Below are 13450 nucleotides of genomic sequence, written 5' to 3' on the forward strand. Positions count from 1 at the left end.
AATGATCTTAAATGGTTGATGATCATTCCTCGTGTATCAAAGGTTAGTGATGCGTGATTTTCAAATTGATTTTCAGAAGAAAAGGTGGTAATCTTCCAAAGTTTTTGATAGAATAAATATATGATAACATATAAAGGAATTCAAATAAATGTAGTAGATAATCTTTACGTGAAAACAAAAGGATTAGATTCTTATATAACTAAAGAAATTAGAGTTGCCATTGATAATAATCAGCCCGAAAACTATATCGAGGTTATTAAATATATTATAGATTATATCGTAGATAGTAAACCTATTATTTCTGAAAACCAAAATATTGGCTATTATTCATGGCTTTTACAATTTAGGCTGGATGAGGATGATAACTGCTATGATCTATATGAAGCAAACGCTGACGGAAGTGATTTAAATAAAGGTTGTGATACGGCAATTTCAGTTGTCAGGCAGCAAGGGGAAATATGTTGGCAGCAAAATCTTATTCCTCTTTTTCCAAACTTCAATCAGTCAGTTGTTATATCGGATGGTGTCTATGAAGGAAAAGATATCGAAGGAATAAGATATGCCTCGCCTCAAGATGAGAGTGGATGGTACCTTATCACAGATGATTATAATGAGGATATTAAATCATTAAAAATGGTGCATTTTTATCATGTTGCCTTTGCTCGGCCTGATATTTTAAAATATTTAGCATTGCCTTTCGGATACAGATTCCTCATGAAAGGTGGAAAGTTTGAAATAAATAAAGATGAGGAGGTATGATTTAAGATAATGTATCAAATGTGTTGGTAATAATTTAGGGTGTTGATTTTCAGTGCACTAAGTTTTAAAAATGAAAGGAAAATATAATTTTGAAATGATATTTAGGGTCGCTAGTGCAGAAGAAACAATAAAATAGGCGGCCTAAAATGTTGAAGATCATAGTTGATGTATCAGATGTGTTGGTAATAAGAAGACCATGTAGGAAACGTAGCAGGCAAGAATAAGAGTTTATACACATAACTCTTTATATTTTTCCTACTTCTCTGGAACCCTATATAAATCTATAATTTGACTCTTTTATATTCAAATAATAAACTAAAAGAGTCTTCCGCCATTCTTTTTATATCTTCGATGAATCTTTGAGGCTGTATTTTAACTCTAAAAGAGTCTTCCGTCATTCTTTTTGTATCACAGATAAGCCTCTGAGATTATATTTTAAGCCAAAAAGAGTCTTCGGATATTCTCTTTGCTAAGAATTTCACTGAAATGATCTGGGAAATATAAGACCCGGCTGTATAGATACCTATAAAAATAAAGTTTTACAACCCATACAGTATAATGTACAGTAATATATAGCAAAAAGCTTATTTTTTAGTGGTTATATAGCGCTATTCACCTGAACCCCCCACCAACAAAACATTGAACCACCCACCAACAATCTTCCCTTCAAAATCCCTGAAATTTGTATCTGTAACAATAAGAAATACAAAATGAGCAAAACTATTTTAATTACAGGTGCAGCAAGCGGTTTCGGGAAGATAGCCGCATTTGATCTTGCTAAAAAAGGACACAAAGTAATCGCAACCGCACAGGTTTATCCACAGGTAAGTGATTTAATACGTGAGGCGGGTGAATTGGGAATTGAACTAACCGTTGATAAACTGGACGTCACCAATTCAAGAGATATCGCTTATATCCATCAAAAATATGATATTGATATTTTAATCAGCAATGCAGGTATTATGGAAGGTGGTCCTATTGCAGAGCAGCCTTTGGAATTTATCCGTTCTATGTTTGATGTGAATGTTTTCGGTGGGTTGGAACTTGCACAGGGTTTCGTTAAGAAATTCATTGAGCAGAAAAAACCGGGTAAAATTGTGTTCACCACTTCTATGGGAGGTTTATGGACAGTGCCTTATGTAGCGGCATACTGTGCTTCAAAACACGCTATGGAATCTATTGCAGAAGGTTTAAAAACCGAACTGGCTCCGTTCAACATCAAGATCGCAACGTGTAATCCCGGAGTTTTCGGAACAGGATTCAATGACAGAGGAGTAGATTCTATCTTCCGTTGGTATGATCCGAAAGTGAATTTCACACCGGAGTCTTCTTTCGATGGCGTTGCTGAATCTCTGGCGCATCAGCTGGATCCTCAGTCTATGGCTGATGTGATTGTGAATGTAGCACTGGATGAAAATTCCAATTTCAGAAACGTGCATCCTAAAGAAACGGAAGATTTTGTAAAACAGCTTCAGGCTGATGCCTGGACGGCAAAAAGTTAAATCATGAGCATCACTTATAAACAGGCTGCAAAAGCACTTCAGGCAGCCATTGAAAAAGCCGGATCCATCAATATTCCGGTAAGTATTGTGGTGGTAGATAATGGCGGACACCTGATGACATTAGCACGGCTGGACAGCGTTTACGGGGTTATCGATTTTGCTCTTAAAAAAGCAAAAACCGCAGTAATGTTCGGAGTTGACAGCGATGTCATGGGAAGTATCATTGCCGGAGCAGATATGCACGGATATGGTATGCTGAATTCCAATGGCGGACTTTTAACGATTGCCGGTGGAGTAGTGATCAAAGATGCTGAGGGAAAAATCATTGGAGCCATAGCATCTTCCGGGGGAACTCCCGAGCAGGACAAAGAGATTGCAGAGGCTGGTGCTTCTGTTATGGGTTAAATTTCAGATATTTGTATCATGGAGAGAACTTCTGAGATCATATTTGACAAACTGGTGTATTCATGTGCCTTTGAAATGTACAGGGGACATGAGGAATTTATTCCGGATCATTTTCTGGGTTTCCAGCTGTCAGGTGAAACGCATGCTTTTCATGACAAAGGAAAAACAATCATAAAAGAAAATACAGTCGTTCTGGTACGGAAAAATCAATTGATTCGTACCGTAAAACATCCTTCAAAAAATGAAAAGTATCAGTTTATTTCCATAACGCTGGATCAGGAAACGCTCCGCCAATACGCTGCTGAAAATAAAATGGCTGCCACGGAAAGATTTCCCGATACCGAAAAGCTGTTTTTTGAACCGGATGAGTTTTTCAGAGGATATTTTGTTTCGTTGCTGCCCTATGTTGACAAGACTAAAACAGCAACCTCCAGATTGGTTATTTTAAAGATCAAAGAAGCGATAGAACTCATTCTGCAAAGTAATCCTGATTTTAAAAACCTTCTTTTTGACTTTTCTGAACCACATAAGATTGATCTGAAAGAATACATGAATAAAAATTTTATGTTCAATGTATCGGTGGAAACTTTTGCCAGGCTTACAGGCCGCAGTCTGTCGGGATTTAAGCGTGATTTTAACAAAGCATTCAATACAACCCCCAAACAGTGGCTTAAAGAGAAAAGACTGGAAGAAGCGTATTATTTGATTCGCCACAGAGATAAAAAACCGTCAGATATTTATCTTGAGCTGGGATTTGAAAATCTTTCTCATTTCTACTATTCGTTCAAACAGAAGTTCGGAATGACTACCAGTGAGATTTAACAATAAAAAAACACATTAATAATAAAAAAGGAGCAGCGATAAACTGCTCCTTTCTTATATTGAGGTTGGGAAGATGGAAGTTCTTGATACCACGGCCAGAACTGCAGGACTGTGTATTTGGGTAAGTATCCTTGTCAAGGTTTTACACCTTGACAAGGATATCAAGAATAACTTCCAGCCTCCCTCTTCCAGCTTCTAAACTCAGATTAAGGAATCAATCTTTCCGCCTTCAGTTTTTCAAACAGTTCCGTGAAAGAATCTTCCGTATTCTGATACGCTGTAAAACCAAGTTTTCTGCTTTTAGCCATATCAGACATCACTTCCAGAGGTCTTCCGAGATCCAGATCCGTGTGCCATGCAGAAGCCAGTCTGTCGAGGTTATTCTCTTTCAAACCATATTTTTTGGCTATTTCTTTCCAGGTTTCGCCTTCATGATTCAATACATTTTCCAAAGGCCTTACCGTTCCGTCAAAATCTTCGGCCTCAATACCAAACCAGTCTGCAAGTCTTTTCCAAAGCCATTTCCATCGGAAAACATCTCCATTCACAATATTGAAAGCCTGATTTTTTGCAGATTCTGTAGTAGAAGCCCAGACGAGTTGTTGGGCTAAGATTCTGGCATCCGTCACATCTGAAACACCGTTCCATTGCTCTGCAGATCCCGGCCAGATCATTTTCTGTCCTTTTTCCTTGCAGATACTGGCATATGCCGCAAGAGTAGTTCCCATATTCATCAGGTTACCCACCGCATATCCGATTACCGTATGAGGCCTGTGAATACTCCACGTAAATCCATCTCTTTCCGAAGCTTTATACACTTCATCTTCCTGCGCATAGTAAAAATTGGGGAGGAGAAGTCTCGGATGTTCTTCTCTGACCGGAGTTTCAGGAAGTTTTCCTTCTTTAGCATACGCTTCAAAAGGCCCTAAATAATGTTTCAGACCTGTCACCAAAGCTACATGCTTTACCGATTTTTTTGGAGCCAAAACATCCAATAGATTTCTCACCAATGCACTGTTCACACGGATGTTTTCTTCTTCGGTATCATTTCGCATCCATGTTGTAAAATATACATGAGTAGGAGAGATTCCATCCAATGCTGAATTTAAACTGTCGATATCCAGTAGATCAGCCTTTACCGGAAGAAGTTCCGGGATATTGTTATTTGTATTTCTGGAAAGTCCGTAAACGGTCCATCCCTGTGAGATCAATTCTTCGGCAAGATTGCTGCCTGTAATTCCTGTCGCACCCACTACCAGTGCTATGTTTTTTGTATGGTCCATTTCTGTAAAATTTCTTTTACAAAATTAGGAACAGGAGAGGTTTGAAACACTTGACCTGCGTCATGGATTAGTATTGATCCAGATCAAGTATTCAGGGACCATTTTTTTCGTATTCTGCTTACGGTTTCGGGAGCGAGGCCAAGATAAGAAGCGATAAGATTATGCGGAACCCTTTTGATGATTTCCGGGTTCTTTTGGGCAAACTGCATATATTTTTCTTCTGCTGTAAAGCTGTTGGAAACCATCAGTCGGTAATCTTTTGTGACCAGACTGTTTTGATACAGAATCCTGAAATAGCGATCCATTACAGGTATTTCCAGCATCATTCTTTCATAACCCTCCAGGGTGATCATCAATACTTCCGTTTCTTCTACCGCATCAATATTCAGAATTGCTTTTTCCTGATGAATAAAACTGTTGAAATCAGAAATCCACCATCCTTCGAAGGCAAACATATTGATCCGTTCGTTTCCTTTTTCATCTAAAACATAAGATTTGAGCAGGCCTTTACTTACAAATGAAAGACATTTGCAAATATCACCTTCCTGTAACAGATATTGCTTTTTACGTAATTTTTTGGACGTAAAGAAAGATGGGATCTTATGGCTCTGTTCTTCGGAAAGCTCAACTTTGTTTTGGATATGGGAAAGAAGGATGTCAAACATCAGGAAAATATTTATTCAAAAATACTACATTCAAAGCAGTCTGTTCTTTCATTTTTCAAAATCATAAAAATTGATCCCGACTTCTTCATTCTTTACTTTCACAACTCTTGTATCTAACGGATAGAAAATAAATTCTCCGGCACCGCGAATCCTGGCATCCAAAAGATGTCCAGCCAAAGCCGTATAATCCTCTCGCCCAAGTGTAATATGCATATGAAGCGCCGGTTTTCCATCGATCTCAGAAACATTTCCGGAAATATTGGTTACTTCCATCTGCTCATGAAAAGTTTTATCGACATACTTTTTATCGGAAGGTTTAAAAAATCGAAGGGTAGCTTCGCTGACAGCACCAATACCCGTGATTTCGCCAGCCTGTATATTCTGACTTTTAACAAAATCAGTCAAAGCCTCAACGATACTTGATTGGTCTTTGATGCTGACAATATAAATAGGTCCTGTTTTTCTTGCAGACCAGTTATCTCCTTTAAAATTTTGTGTATCCATCCTGTCTATCGTTAAATGCTATTTCTGAGATCAAAAATATTTCGTAATTTATTTTTTCAGATAATTGATAATGCCGATCACATCATCTTTACCAAAACCTTCATCGTGGGCTGCCTGATACGTTTCACCTAAAACCTTTGATAATGGAAAATCTGCACCTGCATTTTGAGCCAACAGAATATCTTTAAGCATCAAATCCAAAGCAAATGCAGGATCATAATTATTGTTGATCAATAGAGGCGTTTTTACTTTTGTGGCACCGCTTCCGCTTGCACTTTCATTAATAATTTCCAACATCGCTGTACGTTCAATCCCCAGTTTATCAGCAAACAAAACGGTTTCTGCCAACCCCTGATAAATAGCAGAAAGAAAATAGTTGATCGACAGTTTTCCGGCAATTCCTTTTCCATTTTCGCCCAGATGTTTGACTGCTTTTCCAAGTTTTTCCAGATAAGGCATGGCTCTCTGGAGATCTTTTTCCTCACCACCGGCCATTATGATCAGCGTACCTTCTGCAGCCGGCGTGGTGCTTCCTGCTACCGGAGCATCAATGAAAGACCCTTCCTTGATTTTCACGGCTCCCGAAATTTCACCGGTTGCCTGCGGAGAAATAGTACTCATATCGATAAAGAGTTTTCCGCTGATATCTGATTTTAAAACGTCTTCATAAACCGCTTTTGCGGCCCGATCATCAGTAAGCATAGTGAATATGATGCTGTTGTTCTGAACCAGCTCCGAAATTTGAGTATAAACGGTTGATTTTTCTTTAAAACTTTCAGCCTTTTCGGGTGATCTGTTATAAACTGAGAGCGGAAATCCTGCTTTTTCAAGATTTTTAGCCATAGGATGGCCCATATTTCCTAATCCGATGAATCCAATTTTTTCTGTCTCCATATTGTATGTGTTCAATTATTGTTAAATCCGGCTTCTTTAGTGAGTAAGCCAAAAGAATGTTAGCGAGAAATTTACAGTACAGAATAAGATCTAATAGTGTAAACCTGTTCTCTCTGCATCAAAAAACTGACCAAAATTAAGCAACAGATATTAAGTTTTCAATATATCTCTGATGTTTATTTTCTATAATTTTTTCAGGATAAACTTTTAAAACCGGGAAAACTTACGGAAATTTGCAGCAAATAAAATCAATGAAGATCATAGACATCGAAAACTGGAACCGAAAAGAACATTTTGAATTTTTCTCCAAAATGGCAAGCCCGTACTTTGGCTTTACTACTGAAGTGGACTGTACAAAAGCGTATGCCTATGCAAAGGAAAACGGACATTCTTTTTTCGCAACTTATCTTCACCGGTCGATGGTAGCGGTCAATGCTGTAGATGAATTGAAATTGAGAATCGTAGATGGTCAGGTGGTTTTATACGATGCTATTCACGCCGGAACTACGATCGGTAGGGCAGACGGTACTTTCGGTTTTGCATTTATCCCTTTTTCAAAAGATTTCAACGTGTTTAATGCGGTGATGCAGGAAGAAATAGAAGATGTACAGCGGACATCTGGGATCAGGATGAATAACGGTGAGCTTGGAAAAGATCTCATCAGACATTCAACCATTCCTTGGAATTCTTTCAGCGCGCTGCTGCATCCTACCAGCTTTAATAATTCGGAATCTGTCCCAAAAATTACATTCGGGAAATTCAGTATCCGCGACGGTAAAAAGTACCTTCCGGTTTCTGTGGAAGCCCACCATGGACTGGCAGATGGTATTCATCTTGCGAAATATCTGGAGGAGTTTCAGAGACAGCTTGATGGGGAGTTATAAGTTATGATTGATGTGTGGTTATAAATAACTTCCATCATCCATCTTCCTGACTAATACAAAATCTTCCTCTTCTCAATCTTCAGAATCTTCTCTTTTTCCATTGTTTTTATAGCTCTGATAACGGTCTCTACGCGGACTCCGGTAAGGGAAGCCAGCTGCTGTCGTGTAAGCGGGATTTCAAAAGAGTAGGGACTTTTGTCTTCCTGATAGCTTTTGAGATAATCCATGAGCTGTTTCAGTTTCAGCATGGGATTCTGAAAAGAGAGGTTATACAGCATGATGTATTTGTAGTACATTCTTTCGGCCATACATTGATAGACATTCAGGGAAACGTCCTGATTTTCCTTGATTAAATTCAAAAAATTGGATTTGGGAAGTCTTATAATATGAGAATCCTTTATGGCAATAGCATTCATAGGATAAGGACGGTCTACAAACAGCAGCGACTCGCCGAAACTGTGTCCTCCGGAAAATATATTCTGAATAAATTCCTTTCCAGCTTCTGTATAATTGTTGAGTTTGATCTGCCCCTTTTCAATCTGGTAATAAAACGTGGAAAATTCGCCTTCCCGGAAAATAATATCTCCCGGTTTATATTCTTTGGTTTCTGCTCCAAATGAAAAGAGTACATCTTCAGCAATCATAAATGTGAAAGGTTAATTAAAATTTTAAACAAATGTTTAACCATGGATGTGTTTCATTATGTCATCAACAGAAAAGCCCCAAATTTCAATAATGTAAAGAAAGTTTAATTTCAATGAGTTTTTTCAAAACCCGGTACCATTTACATACCACAGAATAAAGCTTCAATTTCGCCTGGAAACATCCGTAAATCTTATTCCAGGCATAGAATAAAATCCTGGAAAATATTGATTAGGATCATAAAAACGGGATTTACAATCTTCTAAATTTGTTTAAAATAAATAAATGAGCAGTTCAATTTCAAAACTCGGTTCAAAATAGAACAAATACAGTGTTTATAGGCATGGCGTGGTATGTATGTGGTATTTTAATTGTGTAAAATTTTAATCATTTTTTATTTCTTTGTTTGTTTTAAAAATAATTGAAAAGAAGAACTTCAGTTAGAGAATTTTTAAGAACAAATGTTGAAACTATAAAAAGTATTACGCAGATTATTGAGTTATAAAAAATGAAATGGAAACATGCAGTCTTAAGCCTCCCTTTAAAAACAGCTGTTATACAATAGCCAGAGAAGAAGAATTTGTACTGGTGCTGCCCGTTTAAAGGCATCAGAAATAAGTAGAGATGAGAAAAATATTATGAAAAACGAAAAACCGCAATCCAATTTAGAAGATTTGAACCAAAAAATTTTAGTGCAGGACGATATCATGGCATTGGCTAAAGAAAATTCTCCGCGCCTGTTGAATAAATTCAGATTAGTGTATCCGGATTTTTTTGACAAGATCACGAATGTACATCCCAATCTCAAAAATTCTGAACTGATTTTCTGCATTTACCTGAAACTCAACTTTACCACCAAGGAAATTGCGACTTATACTTTTGTGACTCCAAAAGCCATTCAGAACAGGAAAAACAGGATACGGAAAAAACTCAGTATTCCTTCCGATCTGGATATTTACAAATGGTTTAATGATCTTTAAACCTAATTTTTGAATCAGATTATATTTGGATTACTGCTTTGTCCAGATCATGGTAAAGCAGTATTTTCCATTGCTCCTCGGCTGCTTTTTTCTGCCATTCCAGCCTTAATTCCATGGCTTTTCTACCGTCGAAATCGCTTTTATATGCCAGATGGTATTTCAGATAAGATTCCTGAGGAAGGTCATCTGCTCCATAAAAGACGGTCTCATTATTTTCACAGATCCAGAATACCTGCATAAAAGGGGTATGGCCGCCCACTACTTCAAAAGAAATTTCATCACTGATTTTCCCCTGATCTTCATCCATCCATACAATATTGGGCAGGGTAATCAGCTTTTCCAGAATGTCAAAATCAAAAGAAGGATTCCCTTGATTTTCCATGGCAAAAGCCAGTTCACGTTTCTGAATATATATTTGTGCATTTGGAAAAGTGGGTACAAAACCATTGTCAGTCTTTTGTATACTGCCGTCGATATGATCTTTGTGAAGATGTGAGAGCAGGAGCTTGGTGATTTGTTCAGGCTTAATATTTTCTTGTTCCAGTAATTCAGAGACTGCGGTCTTTCCGTCTGCATTTTTCCATCCGATACCGGCATCAAGAAGTATATAATCATGATCTGTAATGATCAGAAACGGCTGCACAGACATTCTGATTCCTTTTGCGGTATCAAAATTTTCATCAGTTAAAAGCGTAAAATCTTTTGTTCTGCTAGCCGAGAAATTGCCTTCTTTAAGCGGGATAATTTTCATTCTGCAAATTTCCCTATTATTTCTAAAACCTGAAAACCTTTTTTTCAATAGAAACTATCGGAAAAAACAATGAAGTTACCAGCTGTTAAGCCCGTTTTCCATAGCTTTAACGTAATTCTCTTCATCAAAAGAGTAGAGGTCAGGTGCTTTGTGGGCACCACCACGTCTTTGCTCTTCAAGTTTTTTAAGAATACCAAGGTTTTTTATTTTACGGTAAAAATTCCCACGATTCAGCTCTTTTCCTAAAACAGCTTCGTACAATTTCTGCAGTTCCGGAAGGGTGAATTTTTCAGGAAGAAGATTTCGGCCAATAGGTTTTGTGGATATTTTCTGTCTCAGGGTAAATAAAGCTTTCTGGATAATTTCATAATGATCCATTCCAAATTCCAGCTCTGGCAATTGGCTTATAAAGACCCATTCGCAGGTCTCACTGAACTCATCGGGAATCAGGCGAAACCTTGAAGGACTGTACAATGCGTAATATCCTACAGTAACAAAGCGCTGTTTCTGGAAAAGGGTATCATCAAAATCTTCGAAATGAAACTCACTTCTGTTTTTCTTTCCAAATACACCGAATTCTTCAAGATACACATCCGTTACTCCCGATCTTTCTTTCAAAATTCTTTTGACTGCGTCATCCAGATCTTCATCCTTTTTTACGTAACCGCCGGGAAGCAGCCATTTTTGTCTGTAATTGGTTTTCAAAAGAAGAACTTTAAGTTCATTATGCTCAAACCCGAAAATAACCGGATCAGCTGAAATATGAGGCAGAAAAACCTCTTTTGCCGCGATTGACTGCTGTAAAAGCTGTTGTTTAGAATCCATGGAACCTGTGTGAAATGTGTTTAGTACAAATGTGCTAAAAAAAAATGAATTTTCACCAAAAATCCTTTAAATAAAGGTATTTAATATAGTTGGGACTAAATAAAATGAATAAAAAAAATAGCGTTATAAAATATTAACAGTTATTTTTCCGTTACAGATATACACAAAACCCGCGGCTGACTTTCTGTAAAGCTGTTGATGACGAAAAATCTCCCTCTATTCCTGCCTGTAAATTATTTTAAGATTAAATGCCATAGTTGATTGAAAGAGGTCGTTTCCAAACGGTCTCTTTTTTTATTAATTATTAACTCAATTTATTAATAATCTCCCGCAGATTTAACAGATTCCCCAGATGTTTTCGCATATTATTCAGTATAAAGATCTTTGATTTTTCTTAAAGCTTTTGTGACTTTCTGTGTGGTTGTTTTTTTAACCACGGATTTCACAGATTTTCACAGATGTTTTCGTATATTATTCAGTATAAAAATCTTTGATTTTTTCTTGAAGCTTATGTGATCTTCTTATTTTCATAGGATTTAAACTTCAAGTAACTTAAGTGTTAAAAGCTTTTGTGACTTCATTTGTGTTTTTTTAACCACTGATTTTACAGATTTTCACAGATGTTTGCGCATATTGTCCGGTATAAAAATCTTTGATTTTTTCATCAAGCTTATGTGATCTTCTAATATTCAAAGTATTAAACTACAATTAACTTAAGAGTAAAAGCTTTTGTCACTCTTTTGTGGTTAAAGAAATAAAAAGTATATGTTAAATAACAAAACGATAAGGTTTGATTGAGTTAGACTAAGTTTTTTAATTTCTTTACCTTTGTCCTTCTTAAAAAAAAGGTGGTATTTCCGATTGAATGTATTAATTGAATCATTCATGATTAACAATTTGGAATGCCTCTTATTCATTAATTCTATTCTTACATTTGAAGTCAAATTTTAATTCAACTATGCAGGCGAGCAATACGAACGGTATTTCAAGAACAGTAATCTGGCTTATGGCCATCATCTCGGGTCTTGTGGTAGCCAATAACTATTATAACCAGCCTTTACTGGCCCTTATTTCCGACGATCTACATGTTTCTGAAAGTGCTGCAAGCCGGATTTCTGTACTGACACAGATAGGATATGCCTTGGGATTGTTGCTGCTCGTACCTTTGGGAGATAAATTTTTCCGTAAAAAACTTATCTTGATTGATCTGTTTTTGGTTTTTGGATCATTATTGTGGATGACATTCGCGACTCAACTATGGATGCTGTACGCAGCCAGCCTGTTGATTGGAGCTACTTCTGTAATCCCTCAATTATTTATACCGATCGCCGCTGAATTGTCCTCAGATAAAGAAAAATCTTCCAATATCGGAGTCGTAATGTCTGGATTGTTGTTAGGAATTCTTTTATCCCGTTTTATCGGTGGAATTGTTGGCGATGTATGGGGCTGGAGAGCGATGTTCGGTATTGCGGCAGGGCTGATGATTCTGGTTTGGATTGCGGTGTATAAAATGTTACCTGAAATGCAGCCAAATTTCAAAGGAACTTACAGAGAATTAATGAAATCTGTAGCTCATCTGGCTAAAACACAACCTATTCTGCAGCTGGCTTCATTCCGTGGGGCGATGGCGTTCGGATCGATGTGTGCCTTATTTACAACATTGGTCTTTCATATGGAAAAACCGCCTTTTAATGCAGGATCTTCTGTAGTGGGAAGTTTCGGACTGGCCGGAGCTGTAGGCGCTTTGGCGGCTGCAAAAGTTGGAAAACTCCAGAAATATCTGGACATTAACCGAATCATTTTGTATTCGCTTTTTATTGTGGTAGGAAGCTGGGCTTTCACTTATTTTGCGGGTGAAACGTATTGGGGACTGATCGTTGGCGTTATTCTGGTGGATCTTGGGGTACAGTCGAGCCATATCATGAACCAGACCAATTATTTTTTAATTAAATCCAATGCGGTCAACAGATTAAATACCGTTTATATGGTTTCTTATTTTATTGGCGGATCATTGGGGACATGGCTGGCTTCTGTGGCCTGGCAATATGCTCAATGGTCTGGTGTCTGCTTGGTAGGGGCATCTTTCGGGCTGCTTGCGATCATTGCTCACGTCCTGTTTTGCAATAAAGTCAATGCATCTCAGCCTAAAACTTAGCCTCAACTTCACTGCTTTGAACTAAGTCTCTGTGCTTATTTCCCCATTTTTCCAGGTCTTCCCAGATAGGGATCAGTTCCCGTGCTATATTCGTAAGTTCATAGTCTACTCTTGGCGGAACTTCGGCGTGTACGGTTCGTTTCACCAGACCTTCTTTTTCGAGTTCTCTCAACTGTAAGGTAAGCATCCGTTCAGTGATTCCGCAGATCCGGTCCCGGACTTCGCTGAAACGCAGTTTTCCGTCTTTCAATCTGTTTAAAATCAAAAGTTTCCATCTTCCTCCGATTTTGCAGACGGCATAAGACAGATCACATTCCTGTATGTACTTTTTATTGATGTTGTTCGTCGAATTTTCCTTTATTTTCCCCATAGCTTACAA

At 37.7% G+C, this 13450-nt stretch carries 15 protein-coding genes; 7 read left to right on the plus strand and 8 right to left on the minus strand.

Annotated elements, in window-relative coordinates; translation table 11 throughout:
• The first annotated feature begins 120 nt into the window (after positions 1 to 120).
• From IW22_RS23830 to IW22_RS20065, 4 genes are all read left to right on the plus strand, one after another.
• Positions 121 to 759 (plus strand): hypothetical protein, encoded by a 639-nt coding sequence (locus IW22_RS23830; protein ID WP_051891322.1) that lies wholly within the window; start codon positions 121 to 123, stop codon positions 757 to 759.
• 710 nt (positions 760 to 1469) lie between these two features.
• A complete protein-coding gene (locus IW22_RS20055; RefSeq protein WP_034730308.1) occupies positions 1470 to 2261 on the plus strand; it encodes an SDR family oxidoreductase in 792 nt (263 codons plus the stop codon).
• Between the two features lie 3 nt (positions 2262 to 2264).
• Positions 2265 to 2666: a GlcG/HbpS family heme-binding protein gene (locus IW22_RS20060; protein ID WP_034730309.1), complete on the plus strand. Its 402-nt coding sequence runs from the start codon at positions 2265 to 2267 to the stop codon at positions 2664 to 2666.
• 18 nt (positions 2667 to 2684) lie between these two features.
• Complete coding sequence (locus tag IW22_RS20065; protein WP_034730310.1) at positions 2685 to 3488, plus strand: helix-turn-helix domain-containing protein; 804 nt, start codon at positions 2685 to 2687, stop codon at positions 3486 to 3488.
• A 206-nt stretch (positions 3489 to 3694) separates the two neighbouring features.
• On the opposite strand, the gene IW22_RS20070 is transcribed toward IW22_RS20065, so the two are convergent.
• The 4 genes from IW22_RS20070 to IW22_RS20085 all read right to left on the minus strand — a co-directional run bounded on the left by IW22_RS20070 (position 3695) and on the right by IW22_RS20085 (position 6834).
• Complete coding sequence (locus tag IW22_RS20070; protein WP_034730311.1) at positions 3695 to 4771, minus strand: SDR family oxidoreductase; 1077 nt, start codon at positions 4769 to 4771, stop codon at positions 3695 to 3697.
• An 83-nt stretch (positions 4772 to 4854) separates the two neighbouring features.
• Positions 4855 to 5436 carry a Crp/Fnr family transcriptional regulator gene (locus tag IW22_RS20075; protein ID WP_034730312.1) on the minus strand — a complete coding sequence of 194 codons (582 nt, stop codon included), beginning with the start codon at positions 5434 to 5436 and terminating at the stop codon, positions 4855 to 4857.
• Positions 5437 to 5484: 48 nt separating this feature from the next.
• Positions 5485 to 5940, minus strand: coding sequence for a PPC domain-containing DNA-binding protein (locus tag IW22_RS20080; RefSeq protein WP_034730313.1), 456 nt, complete (start codon positions 5938 to 5940; stop codon positions 5485 to 5487).
• A gap of 48 nt (positions 5941 to 5988) precedes the next feature.
• Positions 5989 to 6834: an NAD(P)-dependent oxidoreductase gene (locus tag IW22_RS20085; RefSeq protein ID WP_034730314.1), complete on the minus strand. Its 846-nt coding sequence runs from the start codon at positions 6832 to 6834 to the stop codon at positions 5989 to 5991.
• A gap of 251 nt (positions 6835 to 7085) precedes the next feature.
• Here IW22_RS20085 and IW22_RS20090 point away from each other — a divergent pair, with 251 nt between their 5' ends.
• Positions 7086 to 7718, plus strand: a complete 633-nt coding sequence (locus IW22_RS20090) for a chloramphenicol acetyltransferase (RefSeq protein ID WP_034730315.1) — start codon at positions 7086 to 7088, stop codon at positions 7716 to 7718.
• Between the two features lie 50 nt (positions 7719 to 7768).
• On the opposite strand, the gene IW22_RS20095 is transcribed toward IW22_RS20090, so the two are convergent.
• Positions 7769 to 8362, minus strand: a complete 594-nt coding sequence (locus IW22_RS20095; protein ID WP_034730316.1) for a Crp/Fnr family transcriptional regulator — start codon at positions 8360 to 8362, stop codon at positions 7769 to 7771.
• 636 nt (positions 8363 to 8998) lie between these two features.
• On the opposite strand from IW22_RS20095, the gene IW22_RS20100 reads away from it, so the two are divergent.
• Positions 8999 to 9340 (plus strand): helix-turn-helix transcriptional regulator, encoded by a 342-nt coding sequence (locus IW22_RS20100; protein ID WP_051891323.1) that lies wholly within the window; start codon positions 8999 to 9001, stop codon positions 9338 to 9340.
• 19 nt (positions 9341 to 9359) lie between these two features.
• Here IW22_RS20100 and IW22_RS20105 read toward each other — a convergent pair whose 3' ends face one another.
• Both IW22_RS20105 and IW22_RS20110 read right to left on the minus strand, forming a co-directional pair.
• A complete protein-coding gene (locus IW22_RS20105; protein ID WP_034730317.1) occupies positions 9360 to 10091 on the minus strand; it encodes an MBL fold metallo-hydrolase in 732 nt (243 codons plus the stop codon).
• Between the two features lie 75 nt (positions 10092 to 10166).
• Positions 10167 to 10916: an NUDIX hydrolase gene (locus tag IW22_RS20110; RefSeq protein WP_034730318.1), complete on the minus strand. Its 750-nt coding sequence runs from the start codon at positions 10914 to 10916 to the stop codon at positions 10167 to 10169.
• Between the two features lie 958 nt (positions 10917 to 11874).
• Between IW22_RS20110 and IW22_RS20115 the strand changes: the two genes are divergently transcribed.
• Complete coding sequence (locus IW22_RS20115; protein ID WP_034730319.1) at positions 11875 to 13071, plus strand: MFS transporter; 1197 nt, start codon at positions 11875 to 11877, stop codon at positions 13069 to 13071.
• Here the strand turns inward: IW22_RS20115 and IW22_RS20120 are convergent.
• The gene (locus tag IW22_RS20120) at positions 13061 to 13441 is read right to left on the minus strand and encodes a winged helix-turn-helix transcriptional regulator (RefSeq protein ID WP_034730321.1); all 381 of its coding nucleotides are present in this window, start codon (positions 13439 to 13441) and stop codon (positions 13061 to 13063) included. The genes IW22_RS20115 and IW22_RS20120 overlap by 11 nt on opposite strands.
• Between the last annotated feature and the right edge of the window lie 9 nt (positions 13442 to 13450).

Source organism: Chryseobacterium sp. JM1, assembly GCF_000737715.1.
GTDB lineage: Bacteria > Bacteroidota > Bacteroidia > Flavobacteriales > Weeksellaceae > Chryseobacterium.

Excerpts from the sequence above, each read along its gene's own strand:
- IW22_RS20055 (WP_034730308.1), top strand. The coding sequence starts at position 1,470 with ATGAGCAAAACTATTTTAATTACAGGTGCAGCAAGCGGTTTCGGGAAG.
- IW22_RS20060 (WP_034730309.1), top strand. The coding sequence starts at position 2,265 with ATGAGCATCACTTATAAACAGGCTGCAAAAGCACTTCAGGCAGCCATT.
- IW22_RS20080 (WP_034730313.1), bottom strand. The coding sequence starts at position 5,940 with ATGGATACACAAAATTTTAAAGGAGATAACTGGTCTGCAAGAAAAACA.
- IW22_RS20105 (WP_034730317.1), bottom strand. The coding sequence starts at position 10,091 with ATGAAAATTATCCCGCTTAAAGAAGGCAATTTCTCGGCTAGCAGAACA.
- IW22_RS20110 (WP_034730318.1), bottom strand. The coding sequence starts at position 10,916 with ATGGATTCTAAACAACAGCTTTTACAGCAGTCAATCGCGGCAAAAGAG.
- IW22_RS20120 (WP_034730321.1), bottom strand. The coding sequence starts at position 13,441 with ATGGGGAAAATAAAGGAAAATTCGACGAACAACATCAATAAAAAGTAC.
- IW22_RS20085 (WP_034730314.1), bottom strand. The coding sequence starts at position 6,834 with ATGGAGACAGAAAAAATTGGATTCATCGGATTAGGAAATATGGGCCAT.
- IW22_RS20115 (WP_034730319.1), top strand. The coding sequence starts at position 11,875 with ATGCAGGCGAGCAATACGAACGGTATTTCAAGAACAGTAATCTGGCTT.
- IW22_RS20075 (WP_034730312.1), bottom strand. The coding sequence starts at position 5,436 with ATGTTTGACATCCTTCTTTCCCATATCCAAAACAAAGTTGAGCTTTCC.
- IW22_RS20100 (WP_051891323.1), top strand. The coding sequence starts at position 8,999 with ATGAAAAACGAAAAACCGCAATCCAATTTAGAAGATTTGAACCAAAAA.
- IW22_RS23830 (WP_051891322.1), top strand. The coding sequence starts at position 121 with ATGATAACATATAAAGGAATTCAAATAAATGTAGTAGATAATCTTTAC.
- IW22_RS20070 (WP_034730311.1), bottom strand. The coding sequence starts at position 4,771 with ATGGACCATACAAAAAACATAGCACTGGTAGTGGGTGCGACAGGAATT.
- IW22_RS20090 (WP_034730315.1), top strand. The coding sequence starts at position 7,086 with ATGAAGATCATAGACATCGAAAACTGGAACCGAAAAGAACATTTTGAA.
- IW22_RS20095 (WP_034730316.1), bottom strand. The coding sequence starts at position 8,362 with ATGATTGCTGAAGATGTACTCTTTTCATTTGGAGCAGAAACCAAAGAA.
- IW22_RS20065 (WP_034730310.1), top strand. The coding sequence starts at position 2,685 with ATGGAGAGAACTTCTGAGATCATATTTGACAAACTGGTGTATTCATGT.